Below are 21,849 nucleotides of genomic sequence, written 5' to 3' on the forward strand. Positions count from 1 at the left end.
TATGAAAAGAAGTACAAAAAATTAAACTTCATGGATATCACCACAACGTACCACCTTCAAGGCATGTGTTTTTTTCTGGTAAAAAGGAAAATTTATGATAAACAATCAGAGAGGGGTTCTTACAAGCTATCTATTCTCAACAGTGTTTTTTTCTTTGCGGCAGAACGAAATAAGCTCATTACATACCCGCTGCCCGGACATATGAAAAAGCAATTTGTTCAGAATCTTTTCAGGGTTATACAATATGATCTCAGCAGCACAGAAGAAAACATTAGGAAGTACTCTTCCAGTAGAAGTCACAGCACAACATGCAGGTACTGGAAGAGTTATGGCTGGGCCTCTTAGTGGCAGACTCTTTGATCTGACAAAAAACAAGGCTTGCCTCCTGATCAACCAGATTATGGATGATACATATCATCTCTTTTATTCCACTCAGGAAGATAATCTCTTATTTTTGAATATTTATTTTGATCTGACCTCACCCCTTGATGAGCATTGTAAACTGACAGCCCTTCCGCTTTGGTTTAACATTTTCAAGCAGGGACAAGTAAGAAGTTTCATTATGGGGGTTGAATTTACCCGAAATACCGATGAGAAAACAGTGAAAAAACTTTTAGCAAGAAGAGGATAACCTTGTCCAGAAAGAGCAAGTTCATGAATTTTCCCAGCACCTAAACTTGCTTTTTTTCCAGTCCCAGTACGCTGAATGTTGGGACAGGATATTGTACTCCTTTCAGAACCATCTTGCCCACATCTTTTACCAATACCTTCTGGTCACATTGTCGTTGCTCCAAGTCCTCAAGCACCTTATCTGTTATATATATTCTGGAAGAAGTTGCCTTTGAGGCCAAGCGCTGGGCAATATTCACCTCAGTGCCAATAACTGTGTAATCCAGGCGTCTGGCCGATCCCACATTACCCAGAAACATTTCCCCTCGGGTCACAGCAAAACCGAGATCAATGGTTCTGAAAAAAGGGTCCCGTGCCTGCCAGTCTTTTTTTAATTCGGCAAAACGCTCCTGAATAGCAAGGGCTGTTTCGATGGCCGTGAAGGAAGGATTATCAAGTTCAAGCAGAGCACCAAAAATAGCCAACACTGCATCACCCATAAATTTATCCACTGTGCCACGATATTCAAAAATAGTTTCCGTAAAAAGCTGAAAAAACTCGTTGAGAAAATCACGAAGAACAGCTAAGGGAATTTCCTGGACCATACCGGTAAAATTCCTGATATCTGCAAAGAGAACAGTGGCATCTTTTACTTCACCAAGGCCTGTGGTCAAATCAGCATCACTGGCTAACATCACCTCTGCAACCTCAGGGGCCACATACTGCTCCAGCAAGGCTTGTAATCGGGCTTCCTGAGCCACGGACTCAAAGGCATGCACATTTTCTATGGCTAAGGCGGCCTGGGTACTGAAGATGCCGAGAATCTCAATATCAGAATCAGCAAAACGGATATCACCGTCTGTATAGCTGACATTGAGAACGCCCAGAATTTTATCACGCACAATCATAGGAAAGGAAACCGCAGACACAATCTCTGGTCGTTTTAGCAGGTCTGCAAACCGAGAGTCATTTTGGGTTTCCTGGTTCAGGATGACCGGAGTACGTTCCTGGAAAACACGACCTGCAATCTTATCACCAGGCTTAATCCTGATCTGATCAATCATCTCTTCAGGAATACCCCGGGAGGCCGCAATGCGGAGGGCCCCCTCTGTTTCATCGTATAGCATCACAGACAGGCTGTCTGCTGCTGTTTGATCACTGATGACATTGAGCAGACTTTCCAGAACATCATGCTGATTGGTGGAGGACATGAAGTGCTCTCCCAGACCGTACAAAGGGAGCAGGGTACGGAGGCGGGCGTTTTCCTCCCGCAGAGCAGCAGCCTCCATGACTTTTGCTATTCTCTCCCGCACATGATTAGGTTCAAGGGGAGGAGAAAACAGTCCAGAAATACCACTGTCCATTGCTGCCGGACAAAGGCGACCAGCGGAATCTCTATCCACTATCAAAAAACCGAGCAGACTTGGCCTGGCTTCGCGCAGATTGTCAAACAACTCCAGTCCGCTTGCCCCTGGCAAATCCTGAACAACCAGCACAACTCTGACCGGTTGATGAATACAGATATTCAATGCCTCATAGGCGAAGCACCAGTCCACATCATATTCATACAAAATCTCAGTCACCTGTTGACAAAGCTCATGATCGTCCGCAACCAACAGGATATCCGGCAACATTTATATATACCTTTAGACAATGTTTAGCGAATTAAAAGCGTTCCCCCCGGCCTGTGGCCGGGGCAAAACCTCGAAGTAACAATGACGTACACTTCATGTTACTTAGAAGGAATCGTGAAAATTTCTCAGATTCTTCAACGACCCTGCTTCTTCTTTCTCAGGGGGAGGGATATTATACCAACATTCTACCATTCAGTCTCTGACAAGGCAACAACAGCAATTATTTATCGCTGTTTCAACCCTCAAAAAAAACATCCTTATGACTCCCAGGCCTGGTAGCCAGGCCGTAATCTGTATTATTGCAGAAAATATCCTGCATGCTTTCCCTGTTCCATGTTATTCTCTTTATATTGTATCATTACTCCAATCTCCAGTGGAGAGTTTGAGCATGCTCAACACATGAATATTTTTCATATATGAAGAAAAATAACAAGAAAGAAAAAGATCCTTCTGCCCCTTTGGCAGAACGGATGCGCCCGGTTTCACTTGATGATTTTTTCGGCCAGGAACATCTTGTCGGCAAGGGAAGACTGCTTCATGAATTGATCAGCAATGGCACAATCCCTTCCCTCCTTCTCTGGGGGCCACCTGGCACTGGAAAAACCACCCTGGCCTCCATTTTAGCGCACAATATTCAGGCAGACTTTATCTTTTTTTCCGCTGTCCTGTCTGGTGTCAAAGAACTCAGAAAAATTGTTCAGGAAACAAAAGAAAATAAAAAACAGGAGAACAGGCAAACCCTTCTTTTTGTCGACGAGATCCATCGCTTTAACAAGAGCCAGCAGGACGCCTTATTACCTCATGTGGAAAGCGGCTTGCTGACCTTAATCGGTGCAACAACAGAAAATCCTTCCTTTGAGGTCATAGCTCCCCTGCTCTCTCGCTGCCAGCTCCTGCTCCTACAACCTCTTGATATTCAAAAAATCGTCAATATCATCATGCGAGCCTTGCAGGACGAAAACCAGGGCTTGGGTACATATAACCTTCACATGGAAACAGAGGTCGCAGAACTCATTGCCCAGGCTGCTGACGGAGATTGCCGACGGGCTCTGAACTATCTTGAAACTGCTGCACTCCTGATTAAACAGGATAAACAAGAAAAAGAGACTATACCACAGAAAATTACCCGCCAAACTGTCCTTGAGGTCATCCAGGGCCAAACACTTCGCTATGACCGGGCAGGAGAAGAGCATTATAACCTGATTTCTGCTCTGCATAAAAGCCTGCGCGACAGTGACCCGGACGGGGCCTGCTATTGGCTCGGTCGAATGCTGGTCAGTGGCGAAGACCCCCTCTATATTGCCCGCCGCCTGATTCGATTTGCCAGTGAGGATATTGGTGTCAGCGATCCAAGATCCCTGGAAATAGCAATAACCTGCCGTCAGGCCTATGAAATGCTGGGATCTCCAGAAGGCGAACTGGCCCTCTATCAGGCCACGGTGTATCTTGCCACAGCTCCTAAAAGCAATGCCTTGTATTTAACAGAAAAAAAGATTAAAAAAGAGATACGCTGTTCGGGTAGCCTACCTGTTCCCCTTCATTTGCGGAATGCCCCCACAGGGCTTATGAAAGAGATCGGTTACGGGCAAGGATACCAATATGCCCATGACGCTGAAGATAGCTTAGTGGTTCAGGAACATCTCCCGGATACCATTGCCGGTAAACGCTTTTATCACCCCACGGAAAAAGGGTATGAGGCTGTTATTGGTGATCGGTTGAGGAAATGGCGAACAATTCTCCAGCAACGGGCACAGCAACAACGAAAAAAACAGGGATAATCTTCTCAGCATCCCAAAAACGAAAAAATACACTCTCTGATATTATGAAGCACCTGAATCTATCTTCTCTCAAAAAACGTATCTTCTCTCTTCTTCTGATTCCGACCTTTCTGCTCGCCATAGTCGCATCATCAGTCGCGTCATCCCAGGCAGAAGAATTTTTACTGTTTTATGGAAATGATGTACGGGGTGAACTTGAACCCTGTGGTTGAAAGAAAAAACAACTGGGCGGGCTGTCCAGAAAGGCATTACAGATAAAAAAACGTGCAGAACAGGAAAAACTTCCTTTTTTGTTCATTGATAGCGGCTCTCTCCTTTTTCAGCGTAAGATACTACCAGCTCGAAAAGAACTTGAGGAAAAAGTCAAAGCCAACGGTATCGCTGCTGCCCTGCAGGCAATGGACTGCCGGGCTGTGGGGATTGGGGCCCACGATTTAGCAGGAGGGCTTGGTTTATTAAAAGAGCTTCAGGAGCGCCATAATACCACCTGGCTTTCCATGAACCTGGTTGATCCTGAACAAAAAAAGCCCCTTTTCACCCCACATCTTATCACTGAAGTTGGTGGAATAAAGATAGCCTTGCTCGGTCTGACAGATGATCAGAGAGGGTACACTCATGAGGAGGAGGATCAGGATAAAGGCTATATCATCCTGCCCTGGCAGGATCTGTTGCCTCAGACCCTGGCTGAGTTGAAGAAAAAAGTCGATATGACCATTCTTCTGTCAAGCTATTCTTATCAGGTTAATAAAGAGATCGCTGAGACTGTTGATGGCCTTCACATGATCCTTGGATCCGGCCACGCAGCTCCCACCGCAGATCCCTACCCCGTAGAAAACACCTTGATTGCCCAAACCGGAACCAGGGGAAAATATCTGGGCATGATGCGGATTGAATGGAATAAGACTGGAAAATGGAGCGAACAATCCTTTATGCGGATACGAACCCAGGAAGACCGTCTGAAGCGGGTACAACGCCAGCTTACCCGTTTGGAACAACAAAAAGACAAAAAAGCCTTGGCCAAGAATACAGGGTATAAAGAATTATCCACTGAAGCTAAGCAGCTTATTGCAAACATCAAGGCGTTAAAGAAAAATCGTGATTCCTCCCCGGAGGATGACAGTTTGTGCAAATATAGCAACCAGTTTATTCCGCTGAACACCTCGTTACCAGAAGATCCTGATGTCAAAAGAATTATTGATCAAACTATCAAGAAAGCAAATGAGATCAGCAAAAAACGCATTACCCAAGCAGGTCAGAACCAACCGGTAATTACCTTACAGGATGTAGCAGGATCAAAGAAATGTCAGGAATGTCACACTGATCAGATGCAACTCTGGCAGGACAGCAGCCATGCAAAGGCATGGACAACCTTAGAAATGAAAAACCAGCAGTTTAACGAAGACTGCCTGCTTTGCCATGTTACCTTACCCTTTTATGATGCTGACAAAGTCAAGGCTGGCAACCTCCTTTTAATGATGCCTAAATCATTAAAAAATGTTGGTTGCGAAGCCTGCCATGGTCCAGGTGCAGCCCATAGTGCAGGCAAGGGTACAATACCTGTTGCCCGTCCTGACGAAAAGGTTTGTCTCCAATGCCACACACCAGAGCATGATGATAATTTTATCTTTTCCGAGAAAGCCAAAAAGCTGAAGTGCTCCTTAGTGCAAGAGGATCAACAGCCAGAGCAAGCAGGAACAGAAAAAGAGTTGCCTGATGATGTTGCGAAGGATGTTACGAAGGATGACAACAACAAGAAAGAAAAGGGCAAAGGGAAAGAGCAGGAAGTGCAAGCAGCACCGAATGAATCGTCTGAGCCAGACCTAACTGACGAGGTAACTGAGCCAAAATTAACGAACCAGACTGAAGACGCTCCAGATGAACTTGTTATCCGGCCCAGAAAAAGGAAAACAGCACCTAAAAAATGATGCTCGGTACGTAGGGGCACGGCATGCCGTGCCCCTACAACACAACCTTCACCCGATTATTAAAATCATACCGACCGGTTGAGACATTATAATCCATCTGTCCCCCCTTGAGATTGAATTTTGGCGCTTTAATCTCTACATCTCCAGGACTGACCAGCATCTTGGTGGTATCATAATAATGGAGCAAGTCTGAGTACATCTCTTCATGCTGAAGCGGCTTAACAATCACAACATCATCAATCAGGGTGAGATGCTGGTCATCCATATGGTATCTCCCGTTCTTACTGGTGATGATCATAGGTGATTCGCCCTTTTTATGGTACAAGGCATCCACACTGATCATATGAATTTCCCGATCAGTTGCACCGGTCTGGGCCTGTTCCGCCTTGATAGTCCAGGTCTGTACGCCTTCGGTGGTTAAAGAGATGACCACGTCGTCCATGACAAAATCCTGCGACTGTTCCTGATAGGCCCGCTGTGCAACCTCATCGTAGCCACCCCTTGGCTTCAGGAATTCCGCCATAGAGTCCTTCCACAAGGGACTGGCAGCAACAATACCCACCGGAATCATCCAGAGGAGGTTTCGATAACTTCCTATCATTACCTTACCATCACTTTGCTTGCATATATGTATTCAGCAGCTGGGACAGCAGTCCCCTGGCCTCCAGGATCAGCTCACAGGCCTCACGGACAGCGCCATGGCCGCCGCTTCTTTCCGTCACATAATCAACCTGCTGACAGACTTCAGCAACTGCATTGGCCGGAGCAAAACTACATCCAACCTGGGTAAGCACAGGGAGATCCAACCAATCATCGCCCATATAGGCGGTCTGTTCTGGCTGCCAACCCTGCTGGTCAAGCAGAGCCGCATAGGCATCTCCCTTATTGCGGCAATCAGTAGAGACATGATCCAGCTTGAGTTCCCTGGCCCTTCTGAAAACCGCTTCAGAACTTCGGGCCGTAATCAGGCCCACAGCAATGCCAGCTTCACGAAGCAGGCGCAGTCCAAAGCCGTCCAAGGTATTAAAAACCTTTATTTCTTCAGAAGCGCCTAAATAAAAAAGGCTGCCATCGGTCAGGACGCCATCAACATCCAGCAAAAGCACGTCAACCTTTTTGGCCCGCATCAAAGCAGCTTGCCAGGCATCACTGCGCTGAATGGGCTGGTTTCTTTGCATGGCTCGTTCACGAAGGAACCGGGTCAGCTCACAATCAGAGTAACCACCTTTGTTTTCTGATAACCTATCCATTGCTCAGGTAACATCACCCAATTTTTCCACAGCCTCTCGTATGACCAATAATTGCTTTAACAGGGCCTCAACTTCATTCAGGGGGATACTGTTCGGACCGTCACACAGGGCCTTATCCGGGTCAGGATGCACCTCCATAAAAAGCCCGTCAATGCCAGCAGCCATAGCTGCTCTGGTCAACGTCGGGATAAATTCCCGTTGGCCGCCAGAACTCCCACCCATGCCGCCGGGCAGCTGCACCGAATGGGTGGCATCAAAAATAACCGGACAATCAAAAGAGCGCATCACGGGCAAGGAGCGCATATCCACCACCAGGTTATTATAACCAAAGCTGGCCCCTCGTTCTGTGAGGAGAATCCGGTCACAACCAGCGGCCCGCAATTTCCGCACAGCATGCTTCATATCCCAGGGTGAGAGAAACTGCCCTTTTTTCAGATTCACTGTTTTTCCGGTTTTGGCTGCCGCGACCAAAAGATCAGTCTGGCGACAGAGAAAGGCAGGGATCTGGATGATATCCAAGGCATCTGCGGCAAGATCCATTTGTGCAGTCTCATGGACATCAGAGACCACAGGAATTTCCACCTCCTGACGGATACGGTCCAGCTGTCGCAACCCGTTACGCAGGCCTGGTCCCCGGAACGCATCCAAAGAAGTCCGGTTAGCCTTGTCAAAAGAGGCCTTGAACACATAGGAAATCCCCAGGCGTTCACAAATCTCCTTCATTTCTTTGGCAACCTGCCAGCCAAGCTCACCAGTTTCCAAGGCACAAGGCCCAGCCAACAACAAAAGGGGATGTCCCTGTCCAACAGGAATGCTCTTGCTTCCTGAACGGGTCGTTATCTCAAAGGATTTCATTATAACACAAACTCCGAAAAGAAATATTTTCTTTCAGCAGTGCAGCTGCAATTTATGTGTTCTGTAAAGCTGCTTTGATAAAGTCTCGGAATAAGGGGTGCGGATTCATGGGGCTGGACTTAAACTCAGGATGGAACTGACAGCCAAGAAACCAGGGATGATCTGCCAGTTCCACAATTTCAACCAATGTGTTATCAGGAGAGGTGCCGCTGATAATCAGGCCTGCCTTTTCCAGGCGTTCACGATACAGGCTGTTAAACTCATAGCGGTGGCGGTGGCGCTCGCTGATTTCTTCTTCCTGATAGGCTGCATGGGCCAGGGTTTCTTCCTTCAATGTACAGGGATAGGCACCAAGGCGAAGCGTTCCGCCCATGTGTGAATTTTCGTCCCGAACCTCGGTTTTACCGGTCCGGAAATCATACCATTCCTTCATCAGGTAGATAACCGGGTCCTTGGTCGATGGATTCAGCTCATTGGAATCAGCATCTTTTATTCCGACAACTGCACGGGAAAACTCCACAACAGCCAGCTGCATGCCCAAACAGATGCCAAAGAAAGGTACCTTATTCTCTCTGGCATAGGCAATGGCGTTAATTTTTCCTTCTGTGCCTCGGTTACCAAAGCCCCCTGGAACCAGAATGCCGTCACATTGTTCAAGCTCTGCTGAACGGCTTCCGTCTTCCAGGTCGTCAGCAGCAATATATTTCAATTCAACTTGGGTATCATTGGCGATTCCGCCGTGAATCAGGGATTCATGCAGGCTCTTATAGGCCTCTTTCAGCTCAACATATTTGCCAGTGATCCCGATGGTCACAGTATGGGCGGGATTTTTTATTTTTTTGACCAATTCCTGCCAGGGCTTGATATTGGGTGCCCCTGTCCAAATGCCCAGTTTATCTAAAATACGGTCATCAACCCCTTCTTCATGTAAACGCAAAGGAAGTTCGTAGATTGTATCCACATCCACCGCAGTTATAACTGAGGGGGCATCAATATTACAGAACAGGCCTATTTTCTTTTTGATGGAGTCATCCAGGGATACCTCAGTCCGGCAAATCAAAATATCCGGCTGGATACCAGAGGCCAATAATTCCTTGACTGAATGCTGGGTGGGTTTGGTTTTGATCTCCCCGGCGGTCTTGATAAAAGGCACCAGGGTCAGGTGGATGTACAGGGAGTATTCCCGGCCAAGATCACCACGGAGCTGACGAATCGCCTCAATAAAGGGGAGGCCCTCAATATCGCCAACCGTACCACCAATCTCAATGATCGCCACATCAACCGTGCCATCAAGCTGCATCACGGCCTGCTTGATCTCATCGGTAATATGGGGAATCATCTGGACAGTTCCTCCCAGATATTCTCCCCGGCGTTCTTTCATGATCACCGAGTAATAGATCCTGCCCGAGGTGTAGTTGTTCTTCTGGGCCATGACCGCGTCCGTATACCGTTCATAATGGCCCATATCCAGATCGGTTTCAGCACCATCATCCGTCACATAGACCTCACCGTGCTGAAAAGGATTCATGGTTCCCGGATCAACATTGATATAAGGGTCAAGCTTCTGAAAAGTAACGGTCATGCCACGGCTTTCCAAAAGAGCACCGATAGAGGCCGCAGCAAGTCCTTTGCCCAGAGACGAAAGCACCCCGCCGGTTATAAAAATAAATTTTGTCTTTTTGCTCGGTTGGGTGTCCATACCTCTATCCTGTATATGCCGGTACCGGCGTTCCGAAAACAGGAAAGCTGTTGTTCCTGTCCCCTCCTGATTTGGTTCCTCTTTTTCAGAGACAACCATACTCCAAACAACCATGTTTGACAACCACGCCCTGTGGTTTTCGATGAATACTTTTTTCCTGTAGCAGGTGTTGCGGGAAGAGAGAAAAACAGGGAAGAAGAAAAAAGCAGAGATCTGTTTTCAGGAAAAAGAACAGATTCCTGTCTCAGATAGCTCAAAGGTAAACAAAGGGAGAAGACAACATTTCTCCACCCTTTGACCAGCTCTTGAGATAGTCTTATCTATAAATATAGGGTCCAGGCAAAGGATGCACAACCGGGGCACGATAAACATACGGGGTATCCACGCTGGAATGATAATACCTGCCATGATGAAAAATCTTCTCAAAAATGGATGCCCCTGTGGCCACAACTGCCTGAACAGGATTAACAACACCAGAACCTGGATAATAGTCTGCCCCTGTATAGTAAGGTCCCGGTCCAGCACAGCCTGTCAACCAAAGGCAGCAAACTGTACCGATAAGAAAAAGCATTATTTTATTCATTAAACTCTCCTTAGTACTCAGTAGTAATCGACTCAACCTTTTATATTGTTATATTGTATAGCCAAGGGCTGTGCTTTTGCAATGAAATTTTATTCCCGATCCAGCCAGTATATAGCCTGTTGGAATCATCTCAAACCTTCTGCACGGCCTGGGATTGCTTGGCCTTATCCAGAGTTTTTTTTGATGTACTTCAATGCATTGTCCGAGTTTCCTTCCTCTTGTCTGTCCAGCTCAATAGAGATGCTGGCCAGCGTGTAAGATCATTGCATTCTACGGCAATGATTATCACTCCCATTTATCTGCCTGTTTCGTCTTGATTTTCTGCTTGACTTTTTCCTGATAACAGAGAATGTTGTTATGATCAAAGGTTAAAACAACCGATTTGCATGACAGAGCTTGCCAAAGCACCTCTGCATCTTTTCACTCTCCATCCCATATGTTGCGAAGGTGCTCATTACTTATGAAATAATGATTCGGAGGTTCCCAACGAGATCTCGTACATCCGAAACGTCATCCGGGATATCCTGAACGAACTTCTGAACATTCCGAACGAGACTCTGGCTGCACGGGAAGAGCTTTTGCACATCCAAAACCTCGTTCTGGATATCCGATACGAGATTTCGGACGTTCTGAACGAGATCCCGGATGTTCGGGAAGAGCTTTTGCATATCCAAAACGTCGACCTGGACGTCCGAGATGAGATTCAGGATGTTCCGAGCGTGTTCCCGGATATACGAAACGTCATCCGGGATGTACAAAATGAGACACTGAACATCCCGGAACAGCTGCCGGACATGCGCAACCGCAGTGGCGGCAAAAATAAACCCTTTTTTTCAGGAGGAAATCCCATGGCCTACAAACGCAGAGCATCACAAGTCATCGTCGATGCCCAGCAACGCGCCACCAACCTGAAGGCTATTGATCCGAACCTGGATCTGGGCAACGGCCTCACGGTCGCTGCCTTTGACAACGAGATCGCTGAGGTGCAAAGCACTCTGGAGCAGTACAATACCCTGCTTGCCCAGGCCGACGCATTACTCAATGAGCTGAACGACCGGGAGAAAAAACTCGGCACCAAGTCCGGTCGGATGCTGGCCGGAGTTGGCGTCAAGTACGGCAAGGACAGCAGCGAGTACGAAATGGCGGGTGGCACCCGGACCAGTGAGATTAAGCGGGGGAAGAAAAAGGAGGAGCCGGAGGAGAGTAGGTCTGATCAAGGATGACAGTAACAAGGACAGGGCCGCAAGGCTCCGCCTTTTTTTTGTGCGTAGTGCATAGGGAGGATTTCAGGTATTGTCAGACCGGATGGATGTTTTTATTTTAAATTTGTCCATAATTTGAGTATGGTTAAAATGATATTCAAAAAATACGGCACAGGAGATGAAATGGCTACACTATCTGTCAAAGGTCTTGATGAATCCCTTATCGCCCAACTACGAACCAGGGCGGAATGTCTGAATACCGATATAGACGAACTGGTAAAGTCCTTGATTCTTCATGGATTGAACTCTTTGCAGCTGCAAAAAACTCCGGATATTGAGTCGTTGTTCGGTATAATCCCGTCAACGACAGACGGGCTGGAATTGCAAAATGCTATGCGGAAAGAATAAACAATGCGTTTCGCCATACTTGACACCAATATCTGGATATATTTGCTGGAAGGGCGGCAGGAAGTCTCCAAGCTCAAGACGGAGCTTGCGGAAAACAAAACAGTCCCGTTACTGACACCGGTAACTTTTGCCGAAGTTTTGGGATGGCAGGAGATAGGAGCTGAAGAGGAGAAAAATATCAGGGCTTACTTCGCCTCTCTGAGCATGTTACCTCTTGATATGAAGCATTGGGAGCAGATCATTGCATGGAGAAAAGAGGGGATTAAGAAGAAAATGCCTGACCTCCTCATAGCGGCGGTCGCAAAAAGAGCCGAATATCCCGTACTGACCAGAAATATAGCTGACTTCAACTCACTGGGCATAACGGTTGAGAATCCTTGGCAGGACATTCCTGAGAGAAAGATTGAAGAAAATCCAGATTCAGGATAAAATTACAGTGCGGGGCCGCAAGGCTCCGCCTTTTTTGTGTGTGGTAGGGAGGATTTCAGGCACGATCAGAGCGGGATGGATGTTTTTATTTTAAATTTGGCCATAATTTGAGTATGGTTAAAATGTTATCCAAAAAAAATACGGCACAGGAGATGAAATGGCTACACTATCTGTCAAAGGTCTTGATGAATCCCTTATCGCCCAACTACGAACCAGGGCGGAATGTCTGAATACTGATATAGACGAGCTGGTAAAGTCCTTGATTATGCATGGATTGAACTCTTTGCAGCTGCAAAAAAACGGCGACTATGATGCCCTTGATCAATTAGTCGGTCTCTGTGAGACAGGCATTGCCGATGCCTCAGCACACCACGACAGCCGCATCTATACGAAGAATAAATCGTCATGATTTTTGTCGATACCGGAGCGTGGATTGCCCTGACAGATGCCTCTGATCAGTATCACCTTAAAGCCTGCCGCATTTATACGCAATTAAAACAGGAACGCCTGCGATTTCTGACGACGGAATATGTGATTGATGAAACCGTTACACGGTTGCGGTATGATGCCGGGCATGCAACCGCACTTCGATGTCTCGACCTCCTGTTTCAGGCGGAACATGTCGGGATCTTGAGGATTGTCTATACCGACAAGGTGCTTTTTGAGCAGGCACTGGCGATTTTTCGACAATATGATACAGCCGTCCTCTCACTGACGGATTGTGTCAGCTTTGCGGTCTGTCAACGGGAAGATATTCATCGGGCATTTTCGTTTGACCGGCACTTCAGCATGATGGGGTTATCGTTATGTGCCGTATAACTCAACAAATTTTCTGGAGCCAGAACCACTCTGGAGAGGTACAATACCCTGCTTGCCCAAGCCGATGCAGTACTCAATGAGTTGAGGAGGATCTGGAGGAGAGTAGGTCTGATCAAGGATGACAGTAACAGGGGCGGGGCCGCAAGGCTCCGCCTTTTTCAACTTCCCCTCACTCCCCGCTTTCCTGCAACATATCATCCATCTTCTGGGACTGAGCATTCTGCGCTGCCTGGGATTGCTTGGCCTTATCCAGCGGCTTATTGATATACTCCACAGCCTTGCCCGCAACCTTATCAGATGCCTGCTCCACTACCCCTTTTTCCTCCTTCTCACCCGAGCATCCGGCTATGAGGGAAACGAGGAATACCGCACCGACGGCTGACATCCAATTTCTTTTATTCATTATCTTCTCCTGTTGAGGTTTACCTTATCCCCGTTCAGCCAACATTTTGCCGACCGTGGGAAAAAGGCTCATATCCGTATGGGGCAGAAACAGGGCCGCCATATAATGCTGCATAAATTCCGGGTTCTCGGACAGCTCCATATTGGTCATCAGCTGGCGGACAGTCAGACGTTCCTGAAAACGATTCACATCGGAAAGGCTGATCTGGCAGCCCAGCATGGAGGCGTTACCGATATAATAAAAATTCTCCCGATCCATGTCCGGCAGCAGGCCGATGCAGATAGCCCGCTCCAGGTCAATATAGGCCCCGAAGTTTCCAGCCATGATCACCTGGTCCAAATCAGCAAACCCCAGGCCAACCGATTCCAACAGGGTTTGATAACCAGCGTACATGGCCCCTTTGGCCCGCATCAGGTTATCCAGGTCCACCTCGGTGATCACAATATCCTCGCCAATCAGAGAATCTTTGGCCCAGACCAGGACATACTCCCAGCCGTCCCGCTCCTGCCGTACTCTGGGGGTATCCAGATTGTGGCGGAATTTCCCCTGCTGATCAATCACCCCGCTCTCCAGCAGCTCTGCCACAATGGCAATCAAGCCGGAACCACAGATTCCAGAGGGCTTAATATGATCAATGGTCACGATCATGGGATCAAAGGTCTCTGGATGGATCTGAAAATTTTCAATAGCACCGCTGGAGGCCCGCATTCCGTAACGGATGCCTCCGCCTTCAAACGCGGGTCCGGCAGAGCAGGCCGCGCAGACCATCCAGTCCTTATTGCCCACCACGATCTCACCATTGGTGCCGATATCAATGAACAGGCTCACCTTGTCTGATTTTGCCATTTGGCAGGCATGAACCCCGGCTACAATATCACCGCCCACATAAGAGGCAATGCAGGGATAGAGAAAGAGTCGCATGGAGGGATGGGCATGGATTCCCAGGTCTGCGGCCTTGGTCAGGGGAAATCGGCTGATGGCAGGTACGTAGGGTGCTTCACGCAGGTATTTAGGATCAAGTCCCAGCAGGAGATGGGACATAATCGTGTTGCCCGCCGCCATCATGTAGGCGATATTATCCGGTGAAATAACCAGCTCTTGACAGATGTCTTTGATGATGGTGTTGATGGTGCCCACCACCTTTTCCTGCAATGCCTTCTGGCCGCCGGGTCGTTTCGCATAGACAATGCGGGAAATAACATCTTCCCCGCAGCTGATCTGGTCGTTATAGCCCGAGGACTCGGCCAGGATTTCTCCGTTATTCAGATCAATCAGAAGCCCTGAACAGGTGGTGGTGCCGATATCAAGGGCCAACCCGTAGAGCTTGGCGGTGGTATCACCGGCTTCCACGTCAATGATGCGAAAACCTCCTTGATTCCGACGGAGCAGGAGCAGGGTTACCTTCCAGTCAGCCTCGCGCAAAACAGCGGGCAGGTATTTAATCAGCTCAGGATGATCATAAGAAGGCTCGCCTTCATGGTCAGGAAAGGCCTGCTTAATGCCGCACAGCACCCGGTCCATATCAGCGATATTATCCTCCATACTGGGCGGGTCCAGTTCCAGATAAAGCTTGCGCACTGGTGGTTTGATCTCCCAGCTGCCTATCAGACTGTCCAGGGTCTTTGCCGAGACGGTTCGGGTGGTTCTGGGTCGGCGTTTCAGGGTTCTGCCGCTCTTGGTGGTCATCTCCGGGATGGTCACTTCCAGGTCTGATTCCACTGTGGACTGACAGGCGGGCCGATAGCCCTTGTCCCAGTCTTCCTGCTTGAGATTAGCCTTTTCCGAGCGCACTTCACCCTTGTTGATCAGCACCTTGCATTTGCCGCAGACCCCGTCTCCACCGCAATTGGCATGGATATACACGCCTGCCTGGGCAGCAGCATTGAGGAGGTTTTCTCCCTTATCAACAGTCGTGGTGATGTTATCTGGCAGAAAGGTAATGGTGTGCTTCATAAAGGGCTCCGTTCGGGGCAGAAAGGTTGATGATGTTTTGATGTACGCCAAATTTGTACATATAACATACCACAAGAGGTTAAGCAACAGGACGAAGAAGGAGAGAATCTGCGGATTGCGGAACATATAAAAATACTGTATTCTTCTGAGGCACAACGGTCTGTTACACTGTACCGTTTCCTTTATGAACTTTTCCTATTAATTCAAGCGGGAGTTTCATCATGCCCTATGTAAGCATTCGCGTTGCCGGCAAACTGAGCAGAGAACAGAAGAAAAATATTGCTCAGGGCGTCACCAAGGTTATTGCCAAAGAAACTGAAAAACCTGAATCCTCCATTCTGATCTTTATTGATGAAGAACAGCGGGAAAACATCGCCAAGGGCGGCAAGTTGTTGGATGAGTAGGGGCAGGCCCCTGTGCCTGTCCGGAATGATACGCCCCGGTGGGGTGCGGTACAAATACAAGGGCGACCACAGGTCGCCCCTACGAATTTATCATAAGGCTGCGATGAAAGCAATGAATGCTCAGGATGCGGAAAAACTGTTGAACGATCTGCGTGCGCAGATTACCCGGCACGCCCACCAGTACTACGTGCTGGATGATCCGCTCATCTCGGACGGTGAGTATGACCAGCTGTTTCGGGAGCTGCTGGACCTGGAAGAGCAATTCCCGGATCTGGTCACCCCGGATTCGCCGAGCCTGCGCGTCGGTGGCGAGCCGCTTGCGGCCTTTGCCGAGGCCGAGCATGCCGTGCCCATGCTCAGTCTGGATAATGTTTTTAATGCGCAGGAACTCAAGGACTTTGAAGAGAAAATCCAGCGCTATCTGCAAGCAACAACGCAACCCACCTATCTGGCAGAACCCAAGCTGGATGGTCTGGCAGTGGAGTTGATCTATGAAAATGGCCTGTTGGTGCAAGGTTCCACCCGAGGCAATGGCCTGGTGGGCGAAAACATCACAGCCCAGCTCCGGACTGTGCAGAGCATCCCTTTACGGCTGATTGCGCAAGAGGAACAGGAGGATGTCGCAATCCCGGAAAAATTGGTGGTCCGGGGAGAGGTCTTTCTCCCCCGCAAGGGCTTTCTTCAGCTCAATGAACAGCGGGCCGAGCAGGGAAAAGCCCTGTTTGCCAATCCCCGCAATGCCGCTGCCGGTTCCCTGCGCCAGTTGGATCCCAAGGTGACTGCCTCCAGACCGCTCCGTTTTTATGTCTACGGAGTGGGGGACACCGAGGCAATCCCGTGTGCCGATCTGAAGGAACTCTTTTCCTGGCTCGGCCACTTGGGTTTTCCGGTCAATCCGCTGATCACATTTTGCAGCAGCCTGACAGAGGTGGAGGCCCGGTATCAGCACCTCCAGGCCATTCGTCATGAGCTGGAGTACGAAATCGACGGCATGGTGATTAAGGTGGCAGACTTTGCCCTGCAACAACGGCTGGGTAATACCACCCGGGCACCGCGCTGGGCCACGGCCTGGAAGTTTCCGGCAATCCAGGCCACCACGATCATGACCGGTGTTGATTTTCAGGTCGGTCGGACCGGGGCCATCACGCCAGTGGCGATCCTGGAACCGGTTGCGGTTGAGGGCGTCATTGTCCGTCGGGCAACCCTGCATAACCAGGATGAGATTGAACGCAAGGGCCTGATGATCGGCGATACTGTCCTGATCCAGCGGGCCGGGGATGTTATCCCGGAGATCGTCAAACCTATCACGGAACAGCGCAACGGCGAGGAACAGCCCATTCCCTTTCCCAGCCAATGCCCTGTCTGTACCTCCCCCCTGCAACGGCTGGCTGGCGAGGCCGTGACCCGTTGCATCAACCTCCGTTGCCCGGCCCAGCAACTGCAACGGATGATCTATTTTGTCGGCAAGGCAGGGCTTGATATTGACGGCTTTGGTAAAAGAAATGTTGAGCAGCTCATGGAAGTCGGGCTGATCCGGGAGATCCCGGATATCTTCCGCCTCCGCAAAGAAGAGCTGGCCGTTCTGGACGGCTGGGGAGAGAAATCTGCGGAAAAATTGCTGCTGGCAATAGATAAGGCCAAGCATCCAACCCTGTCACGTTTCATCGGGGCCTTGGGGATTCGCTATGTCGGGGAAATGACCTCGGACCTGCTGACTCGCCATTTCAGCAGCCTTGATGCCCTGCTGGCTGCGGAAAAAGAGGATCTGCTAGCGGTAGAGGGCATCGGGGAGCAGGCCGCTATGAGTCTGACCGAGTATTTTGCCAACAGCGAAAACCGGAAGATGATCCAGACCCTGCTAGAGCTGGGCCTGACCATAGAAACGGCGGTGCAGGGGAATACTGAAAATAACCCGCTGGAAGGGGCTATCTTTCTCTTTACCGGTACGTTGACGCAAATGTCGCGAAACGAGGCCAAGCAGCTGGTCAAGGATCGGGGCGGCAGGGTGGTTTCCGGGCTGAGTAAAAAGGTTACTCATCTTGTGGCCGGGGAAAAGGCCGGGAGTAAGCTGAAAAAGGCGCAGGAGATGGGGGTGACGGTTGTGGATGAGCAGGAGTTTTTGGAGATTGTTGAGAGGGAGTAGATACTGGTAGCAGTATCCAATATCAGTATGTTACAGTCAACAGCATGGAGAGCGTTCCACCCGGCCTGCGCCCGGCACCAAATCTAAAAACAAGTTACTTAGAAGAAGATTTTAAATCTTATTAACCAGTTAACTGAAAAAACAATGGTGAACGAAAAAATAACCGAAAATCTTGCTCGTGATATTTTGAGAAATCTTAATTATTACGACAATAAGGATGTAATTATTGAAGAGCAGAAAAGCCGTATTGAAGAAATAAAAAAATTGCTCAAAGGTGCTAGCAAAACCGGGAAAGGAGGTGTTGGATCCCCGGAATTTATTATCAGTACACCAAGCACCCCTGATTTTTTAATAATTTTTGAATGTAAAGCGAGTACGAAAAAACACGAGTCAACGAATAGAGACAAACCTAAAGATTATGCTGTTGACGGTGTTCTGCATTATGCCCGGAAACTTGCCAAATCATATAACGTCATTGCGGTAGCTGTAAGCGGTCAGTCCGAGTCATCGCTAAAGATTAACAACTTTCTTCATCCGAAATGCGCGGCACAACCAAGAGAGTTGAAAAATAAGTCCGGGAAGTTGGTTAATACTGTTGTTTCGCTGGAGGATTACATTGAACATGGAACTTTTGATCCGGAAGTTGCACAAAAACGTGAAGATGATCTCATGGCACTTTCAAGAGAACTTCATGATTTTATGCGCGACCATGCGAAACTGACTGAAGGCGAGAAGCCGCTTCTCGTCAGCGGAACATTAATAGCATTACGCAACAAAGCGTTTGCCAAAAGTTTTGATGCTTATTGTCCGGAAGATCTACAGAAAGAATGGATGCGAGTTATCAAAGAGGAAATGAAAAAAGCTGATATTCCGCACTCAAAAGAATACAGCATGACTCAGCCATACTCCTCTATAGCTGTGCATCCGGAACTAGGGAAATCACAAAAAAAATATCCTAAAGGAGTATTGTTTGAACTGGTAAAAATGTTAAATGATAAAGTTTGGCCGTTTATCAGCGTTTATCATGACTTTGATATTGTCGGCCAATTTTACGGTGAATTCCTTAAATATACAGGTGGTGACAAAAAAGCATTAGGAATTGTTTTAACACCAAAACATATTACCGAATTATTTTCTTTCTTAGTAAATGTTCAGAAAAACAGCAAGGTTTTAGATATATGTGCAGGTACAGGAGGTTTTCTGATTTCTGCTATGCATCAAATGTTTAAACAGGCGGTTACAAAAGAAGAAAAAGAAAAAATCAAGCAGGAAGGATTAATTGGAGTTGAACAGCAGCCGAATATGTATGCCCTTGGCGCAAGCAACATGATACTGCGCGGAGATGGGAAAGCGAATCTGCATCAGGGAAGCTGCTTCGGTGATGCGATAACAACTTCAATTAAAAAGCATAAATGCGACATAGGTATGTTAAATCCACCATATGCACAAAGCGATGAAAACCTACACGAATTAGTTTTTGTAAAGCATATGCTGGATTACCTGCAGGAAGGAGCAACGGGTGTTGCTATCGTACCTATGTCTTGCGCTGTTTCGCCGCATCCTCTCAGAGAAGAAATTTTAAAACATCATACACTTGATGCAGTCATGTCGATGCCCGACGACTTATTTTATCCTGTGGGTGTCGTCACTTGCATTATGGTATTCAAGGCGCACATGCCGCACACGAAAACTGACAGAAAGACTTGGTTCGGTTATTGGAAGAATGATGGTTTTGTGAAAACAAAACATAAGGGAAGAATTGATGAAAAAGGAGTATGGTCGAAAATACGAGACGACTGGGTAGAAGCGTATAGAAATAGGGACGATATACCTGGGGAAAGTATGAAGTTCAAAGTTGATCATCAGCTAGAGTGGTGTGCTGAAGCCTACATGGAAACAGATTATTCACTGATCACTCAATCGGACTATGAAAATGCAGTTAAAAAATTTCTGATTTTTAAATTGTTTAACGAGGCTCAGGAGGATATTGTCAAATGATTGCTGTTAGTACAATTTTTGATGTAATTTACGGTGTCAATCTTGAACTGAATAAACTCGAGTTAGATTATAATGGAGTTAATTTCGTTTCGCGAACCGCAAAAAATAATGGCGTATCAGCTAAAGTAAAACGGATTGATGGGGTAGAACCAATACCTGCCGGAATGATCACTGTTGCTGGCGGCGGTTCGGTAATGGAAAGTTTTTTACAGCCGGAAGAGTTTTATAGCGGGCGGGATCTATATTATTTAAGACCGAAATTTGATTTTACAGATCAGGAAAAAATATATTATTGCATTTGTCTCAGGGCAAATAAATATAGATTCAATTATGGTCGCCAAGCAAACAGGACTCTAAAAGATATATTAGTACCCTCAAGGAAAGAAATACCTCAATGGGTTTCAAAATTAAATCTTTCAAAATTAGAAAATGACATCTCAAATATTTGTCGTTCTATACAAGAATCATTGCACGGTTAATATTGTTCTGTGTGCCGCAACTCCGAATCTCTTCCCCGCACCGCACAAGAAAAACACCCTCTGCAAAAGGAAAATCCCTTGCTGCAACGGAAGAAATCCTTCCCGAAGCGGCAGAAATCACCCTGAAACAGGAGAAAGAGGTTCTGGATGACCGGCACGCCAGAAAGATTGCAGCACGCTTAGGCGTGACTATGATCGGGACGGTCGGGATTCTGATGAAGGCCAAACGTCATGGGAATATCACGGCTGTAAAACCTCTGATTGAGCAATTGGAAAAGCATAACTTCTACATCAGTGAGGCACTCAAACACGAGGCTTTGAGACTTGCCGGAGAATGAATAGTTTTTTTTCACCTATCTTGTGGACGGGGAAAAGGCCGGGAGTAAGCTGAAAAAGGCGCAGGAGATGGGGGTTAAGATTGTGGATGAGCAGGCGTTTTTGGGGATTGTATACAGAATACGAAACGTAAATTCAATTTGAATTACTTAATGTAGGGATATATAAAATGAATTTTTTTTTGAATGTTGTTGCTGATGCTATCTTAATAAAGGCTTCAAGTAATCCGGTTAAAAAATATATTCTTTATTTACAAAGAGGATATCTAGCAAAAAAATTAGAGCTGGATAGTAATATTGAATATTTAAAAAATAGAAAAAATAGAAAAATAGAAAGGCGAGATAAAATAATTCTTCGGTTAAAAAATAAAGAGAAGTTTAAAAAAAATAAGGAGAAAGATAAATTAGAATTTAAAATTAAAAAATTAAAAGAAGATATTGGAGATAAAAATTCAGGATATAATTTTATGAGAATAGAATCTCATAGAAGCAAAGAGGAGTTTGAGAAATGGCGCTCAGCACTTGGGAGACCACCATATAGTGAGGAGTATAAGGATGTACTTGAAAGTGCAAAAATATACCAGAGAGAAGGAGGACATGATAGTGAAAAAAATAATACTATAATTGGAAAATTAAAAAAGGTTCTTCAGTCTCTTTTATGGATATTTAGTGCATGTATTTTAGCTTTTGAGATTGCATATACGCAACCTGGTTTTTTTCTTTACCTTCATGATCAGACTTTATCTTCTATCGCGGCATTTTTATATATAGCTGTTTTAGTCACCTTAGGACACACAATAAGAGTACTTACAAGATAAGGGTGTTGAAAAGAACATCTCAATACTACACAAAAACAATTGCTTAAACAATAAAAAGCCTGTATAATAAGGAAAAGTTAATAATGTTAAACCTTTTACTCATTTCAGGTGTTATGCACAATAAA

22 protein-coding genes and 1 pseudogene are annotated in these 21,849 nt (G+C 47.0%); 14 read left to right on the plus strand and 9 right to left on the minus strand.

Features of this window, described 5'->3' with window-relative positions; translation table 11 throughout:
- Positions 1–244 precede the first annotated feature (244 nt).
- Positions 245–631 carry a hypothetical protein gene (locus tag L2082_RS03860; RefSeq protein WP_446007789.1) on the plus strand — a complete coding sequence of 129 codons (387 nt, stop codon included), beginning with the start codon at positions 245–247 and terminating at the stop codon, positions 629–631.
- 40 nt (positions 632–671) lie between these two features.
- On the opposite strand, the gene L2082_RS03865 is transcribed toward L2082_RS03860, so the two are convergent.
- On the minus strand, positions 672–2,243 hold the full coding sequence (locus tag L2082_RS03865) for a GAF domain-containing protein (protein ID WP_446007788.1): 1,572 nt from the start codon (positions 2,241–2,243) through the stop codon (positions 672–674).
- 416 nt (positions 2,244–2,659) lie between these two features.
- Here L2082_RS03865 and L2082_RS03870 point away from each other — a divergent pair, with 416 nt between their 5' ends.
- Positions 2,660–4,021, plus strand: a complete 1,362-nt coding sequence (locus tag L2082_RS03870; RefSeq protein WP_446007787.1) for a replication-associated recombination protein A — start codon at positions 2,660–2,662, stop codon at positions 4,019–4,021.
- A gap of 44 nt (positions 4,022–4,065) precedes the next feature.
- Positions 4,066–5,721: pseudogene (locus L2082_RS03875) on the plus strand (UshA-like (seleno)protein); the annotation flags it as partial.
- 259 nt (positions 5,722–5,980) lie between these two features.
- On the opposite strand, the gene lptC reads toward L2082_RS03875, so the two are convergent.
- The 5 genes from lptC to L2082_RS03900 all read right to left on the minus strand — a co-directional run bounded on the left by lptC (position 5,981) and on the right by L2082_RS03900 (position 10,333).
- Positions 5,981–6,547: an LPS export ABC transporter periplasmic protein LptC gene (gene lptC, locus L2082_RS03880; RefSeq protein ID WP_446007786.1), complete on the minus strand. Its 567-nt coding sequence runs from the start codon at positions 6,545–6,547 to the stop codon at positions 5,981–5,983.
- A gap of 10 nt (positions 6,548–6,557) precedes the next feature.
- A complete protein-coding gene (locus L2082_RS03885) occupies positions 6,558–7,196 on the minus strand; it encodes a KdsC family phosphatase (RefSeq protein ID WP_446007785.1) in 639 nt (212 codons plus the stop codon).
- A 3-nt stretch (positions 7,197–7,199) separates the two neighbouring features.
- Complete coding sequence (gene kdsA / locus L2082_RS03890) at positions 7,200–8,051, minus strand: 3-deoxy-8-phosphooctulonate synthase (protein WP_446007784.1); 852 nt, start codon at positions 8,049–8,051, stop codon at positions 7,200–7,202.
- Positions 8,052–8,103: 52 nt separating this feature from the next.
- Entirely contained in the window at positions 8,104–9,750 is a 1,647-nt protein-coding gene (locus tag L2082_RS03895) for a CTP synthase (RefSeq protein WP_446011460.1), read from the minus strand.
- Positions 9,751–10,066: 316 nt separating this feature from the next.
- Positions 10,067–10,333, minus strand: a complete 267-nt coding sequence (locus L2082_RS03900) for a hypothetical protein (RefSeq protein ID WP_446009884.1) — start codon at positions 10,331–10,333, stop codon at positions 10,067–10,069.
- Positions 10,334–10,911: 578 nt separating this feature from the next.
- Between L2082_RS03900 and L2082_RS03905 the strand changes: the two genes are divergently transcribed.
- From L2082_RS03905 to L2082_RS03925, 5 genes are all read left to right on the plus strand, one after another.
- Positions 10,912–11,556 (plus strand): hypothetical protein, encoded by a 645-nt coding sequence (locus L2082_RS03905; protein WP_446009885.1) that lies wholly within the window; start codon positions 10,912–10,914, stop codon positions 11,554–11,556.
- Positions 11,557–11,718: 162 nt separating this feature from the next.
- Complete coding sequence (locus tag L2082_RS03910) at positions 11,719–11,943, plus strand: hypothetical protein (protein ID WP_446009886.1); 225 nt, start codon at positions 11,719–11,721, stop codon at positions 11,941–11,943.
- Between the two features lie 3 nt (positions 11,944–11,946).
- On the plus strand, positions 11,947–12,372 hold the full coding sequence (locus L2082_RS03915; RefSeq protein ID WP_446009887.1) for a type II toxin-antitoxin system VapC family toxin: 426 nt from the start codon (positions 11,947–11,949) through the stop codon (positions 12,370–12,372).
- A gap of 157 nt (positions 12,373–12,529) precedes the next feature.
- Positions 12,530–12,781: a hypothetical protein gene (locus tag L2082_RS03920; RefSeq protein ID WP_446009888.1), complete on the plus strand. Its 252-nt coding sequence runs from the start codon at positions 12,530–12,532 to the stop codon at positions 12,779–12,781.
- Positions 12,778–13,191: a type II toxin-antitoxin system VapC family toxin gene (locus tag L2082_RS03925; RefSeq protein WP_446009889.1), complete on the plus strand. Its 414-nt coding sequence runs from the start codon at positions 12,778–12,780 to the stop codon at positions 13,189–13,191. The genes L2082_RS03920 and L2082_RS03925 overlap by 4 nt, the downstream gene beginning before the upstream one ends.
- Here the strand turns inward: L2082_RS03925 and L2082_RS03930 are convergent.
- The 3 genes from L2082_RS03930 to L2082_RS03940 are packed head-to-tail and all read right to left on the minus strand — an operon-like array spanning position 13,177 to position 15,547.
- Entirely contained in the window at positions 13,177–13,353 is a 177-nt protein-coding gene (locus tag L2082_RS03930; protein WP_446009890.1) for a hypothetical protein, read from the minus strand. The two genes, L2082_RS03925 and L2082_RS03930, sit on opposite strands and share 15 nt — an antisense overlap.
- Positions 13,354–13,360: 7 nt before the next feature.
- Positions 13,361–13,594, minus strand: a complete 234-nt coding sequence (locus L2082_RS03935) for a hypothetical protein (protein WP_446009891.1) — start codon at positions 13,592–13,594, stop codon at positions 13,361–13,363.
- 24 nt (positions 13,595–13,618) lie between these two features.
- Positions 13,619–15,547, minus strand: a complete 1,929-nt coding sequence (locus tag L2082_RS03940) for an ASKHA domain-containing protein (RefSeq protein WP_446009892.1) — start codon at positions 15,545–15,547, stop codon at positions 13,619–13,621.
- A 221-nt stretch (positions 15,548–15,768) separates the two neighbouring features.
- Between L2082_RS03940 and L2082_RS03945 the strand changes: the two genes are divergently transcribed.
- The 6 genes from L2082_RS03945 (at position 15,769) to L2082_RS03970 (ending at position 21,724) form a co-directional block, all read left to right on the plus strand.
- On the plus strand, positions 15,769–15,951 hold the full coding sequence (locus L2082_RS03945; RefSeq protein ID WP_446009893.1) for a tautomerase family protein: 183 nt from the start codon (positions 15,769–15,771) through the stop codon (positions 15,949–15,951).
- A gap of 103 nt (positions 15,952–16,054) precedes the next feature.
- A complete protein-coding gene (ligA, locus tag L2082_RS03950) occupies positions 16,055–18,094 on the plus strand; it encodes an NAD-dependent DNA ligase LigA (RefSeq protein WP_446011461.1) in 2,040 nt (679 codons plus the stop codon).
- Between the two features lie 144 nt (positions 18,095–18,238).
- A complete protein-coding gene (locus L2082_RS03955; protein WP_446011462.1) occupies positions 18,239–20,092 on the plus strand; it encodes an HsdM family class I SAM-dependent methyltransferase in 1,854 nt (617 codons plus the stop codon).
- Positions 20,089–20,571, plus strand: a complete 483-nt coding sequence (locus L2082_RS03960; protein ID WP_446011463.1) for a restriction endonuclease subunit S — start codon at positions 20,089–20,091, stop codon at positions 20,569–20,571. The genes L2082_RS03955 and L2082_RS03960 overlap by 4 nt, the downstream gene beginning before the upstream one ends.
- An 11-nt stretch (positions 20,572–20,582) precedes the next feature.
- The gene (locus L2082_RS03965; RefSeq protein WP_446011464.1) at positions 20,583–20,909 is read left to right on the plus strand and encodes a DUF3368 domain-containing protein; all 327 of its coding nucleotides are present in this window, start codon (positions 20,583–20,585) and stop codon (positions 20,907–20,909) included.
- Positions 20,910–21,076: 167 nt separating this feature from the next.
- Positions 21,077–21,724: a hypothetical protein gene (locus L2082_RS03970; RefSeq protein ID WP_446011465.1), complete on the plus strand. Its 648-nt coding sequence runs from the start codon at positions 21,077–21,079 to the stop codon at positions 21,722–21,724.
- Positions 21,725–21,849 lie beyond the last annotated feature (125 nt).

Source organism: Candidatus Electrothrix sp. (assembly GCF_052785085.1).

What these genes read in the sequence shown, in the direction of transcription:
- L2082_RS03860 (WP_446007789.1), top strand. Translation starts at nt 245, where the DNA reads ATGATCTCAGCAGCACAGAAGAAAACATTAGGAAGTACTCTTCCAGTA.
- L2082_RS03865 (WP_446007788.1), bottom strand. Translation starts at nt 2,243, where the DNA reads ATGTTGCCGGATATCCTGTTGGTTGCGGACGATCATGAGCTTTGTCAA.
- L2082_RS03870 (WP_446007787.1), top strand. Translation starts at nt 2,660, where the DNA reads ATGAAGAAAAATAACAAGAAAGAAAAAGATCCTTCTGCCCCTTTGGCA.
- lptC (WP_446007786.1), bottom strand. Translation starts at nt 6,547, where the DNA reads ATGATAGGAAGTTATCGAAACCTCCTCTGGATGATTCCGGTGGGTATT.
- L2082_RS03885 (WP_446007785.1), bottom strand. Translation starts at nt 7,196, where the DNA reads ATGGATAGGTTATCAGAAAACAAAGGTGGTTACTCTGATTGTGAGCTG.
- kdsA (WP_446007784.1), bottom strand. Translation starts at nt 8,051, where the DNA reads ATGAAATCCTTTGAGATAACGACCCGTTCAGGAAGCAAGAGCATTCCT.
- L2082_RS03895 (WP_446011460.1), bottom strand. Translation starts at nt 9,750, where the DNA reads ATGGACACCCAACCGAGCAAAAAGACAAAATTTATTTTTATAACCGGC.
- L2082_RS03900 (WP_446009884.1), bottom strand. Translation starts at nt 10,333, where the DNA reads ATGAATAAAATAATGCTTTTTCTTATCGGTACAGTTTGCTGCCTTTGG.
- L2082_RS03910 (WP_446009886.1), top strand. Translation starts at nt 11,719, where the DNA reads ATGGCTACACTATCTGTCAAAGGTCTTGATGAATCCCTTATCGCCCAA.
- L2082_RS03915 (WP_446009887.1), top strand. Translation starts at nt 11,947, where the DNA reads ATGCGTTTCGCCATACTTGACACCAATATCTGGATATATTTGCTGGAA.
- L2082_RS03920 (WP_446009888.1), top strand. Translation starts at nt 12,530, where the DNA reads ATGGCTACACTATCTGTCAAAGGTCTTGATGAATCCCTTATCGCCCAA.
- L2082_RS03925 (WP_446009889.1), top strand. Translation starts at nt 12,778, where the DNA reads ATGATTTTTGTCGATACCGGAGCGTGGATTGCCCTGACAGATGCCTCT.
- L2082_RS03935 (WP_446009891.1), bottom strand. Translation starts at nt 13,594, where the DNA reads ATGAATAAAAGAAATTGGATGTCAGCCGTCGGTGCGGTATTCCTCGTT.
- L2082_RS03940 (WP_446009892.1), bottom strand. Translation starts at nt 15,547, where the DNA reads ATGAAGCACACCATTACCTTTCTGCCAGATAACATCACCACGACTGTT.
- L2082_RS03945 (WP_446009893.1), top strand. Translation starts at nt 15,769, where the DNA reads ATGCCCTATGTAAGCATTCGCGTTGCCGGCAAACTGAGCAGAGAACAG.
- ligA (WP_446011461.1), top strand. Translation starts at nt 16,055, where the DNA reads ATGAAAGCAATGAATGCTCAGGATGCGGAAAAACTGTTGAACGATCTG.
- L2082_RS03955 (WP_446011462.1), top strand. Translation starts at nt 18,239, where the DNA reads ATGGTGAACGAAAAAATAACCGAAAATCTTGCTCGTGATATTTTGAGA.
- L2082_RS03960 (WP_446011463.1), top strand. Translation starts at nt 20,089, where the DNA reads ATGATTGCTGTTAGTACAATTTTTGATGTAATTTACGGTGTCAATCTT.
- L2082_RS03970 (WP_446011465.1), top strand. Translation starts at nt 21,077, where the DNA reads ATGAATTTTTTTTTGAATGTTGTTGCTGATGCTATCTTAATAAAGGCT.